Origin of the sequence: Streptomyces prasinopilosus (assembly GCF_001419695.1) — a bacterium.
GTDB classification, from domain to species: domain Bacteria; phylum Actinomycetota; class Actinomycetes; order Streptomycetales; family Streptomycetaceae; genus Streptomyces; species Streptomyces prasinopilosus.
On record NZ_LIRG01000656.1, the window covers coordinates 1 to 1,208 of the forward strand.

Here is a 1,208-nt window from a genome sequence, read left to right on the forward strand (position 1 = left end):
ACGCATCGCCGGATGCGCCGCCTCCGTCCACCCGGGAACCGGCGCATCCGGCGATGCGTGGAACGAGCCCGACACGGCACTGCTGCGACGGCTCCTGGACGCCTTGGAGGCCCTGTGATCCGCGCGCGTCGACAGCGTGCCGAAAGGAGACTGCTCATGGCCGTCGAGACCGACGTGCTGGACGAACTGCGTCGGCTCCGTACCCGGATCCCCCGGCTCGCGGGGTCGCTCGCGGCCACCGTCGACGGACTCGTCCTCGCCCACGACGTGCCCGGCACCGAGCCGGAGGGCCTGGCCGCGCTCACCGCCGCCGCGCTCGGCGTCGCGTACCGGACGACGGACGCCGCCGCCCGCGGCGAGTTCCGCGAACTGCTGGTGCGCGGCACCCGGGGCTACGTGGCGACCTACGCCGCCGGAAGCACCGCGGTGCTCACCCTGCTCGCCGACGACCGGGTCAACGTGGGCCGGCTGCACCTGGAGGGCCGGCGCAGTGGCGCACGGATCGCGGAACTCATCGACACCCGCGTCGGTCCGGGCGGAGGCAGGCACGCGGAGCGTACGGCGCTCGACGCACACGCCCCGCCGCCCCCGGACACCGACCGCCGGATCGGCACCCTGCCGGTGCGCACCCCGCAGCGGCCCGCACACCAGCCCCGGACCGGCGGCTGAATCACGGCCTCTTCCCCGGCCGGCCCCGTGACACGGCCTGGCGGCCGGCCGGAACAACCACCACGACCGAAAGGACACCTCCCATGGCCAACACCGAGACCTCGCTCAAGGACTGCCTCAGCTCCATCGAGGGCGCCACGGCCGCCGCGCTCGTCGACTACACCAGCGGCATGGCGCTCGGCACGATCGGCGGCGGCAAGGACTTCAACCTGGAGATCGCCGCCGCGGGCAACACCGACGTCGTGCGCTCGAAACTGCGCACGATGGAACTCCTGGGGCTGAAGGAGGAGATCGAGGACATCCTGATCACCCTGAGCAGCCAGTACCACCTGATCCGCCTGCTCAAGGGGCGCGGCGGCAACGGGTTGTTCCTGTACCTGGTGCTGGACAGCAGCCGCTCCAACCTGGCGATGGCCCGCCACCAGCTGCGCCGGATCGAGAACGACCTGGAGGTCTGAGGCAGGACCGCCGGGACCGGTCCGGAGCGCGACGGGCCGGGACCGCGACGGCCCCGGGTCACGACGGGTGGGGCCCTTCAC

The 1,208-nt window shown here is 73.0% G+C and carries 2 protein-coding genes; both read left to right on the forward strand.

All coding sequences use genetic code 11. The features are described 5' to 3' along the window. Positions 1-156 precede the first annotated feature (156 nt). Positions 157-669 (forward strand): roadblock/LC7 domain-containing protein, encoded by a 513-nt coding sequence (locus AOK18_RS24035; RefSeq protein WP_055695687.1) that lies wholly within the window; start codon positions 157-159, stop codon positions 667-669. Positions 670-752: 83 nt separating this feature from the next. Next, entirely contained in the window at positions 753-1,127 is a 375-nt protein-coding gene (locus AOK18_RS24040; protein ID WP_055575184.1) for a roadblock/LC7 domain-containing protein, read from the forward strand. The last annotated feature ends 81 nt before the right edge of the window (positions 1,128-1,208 follow it).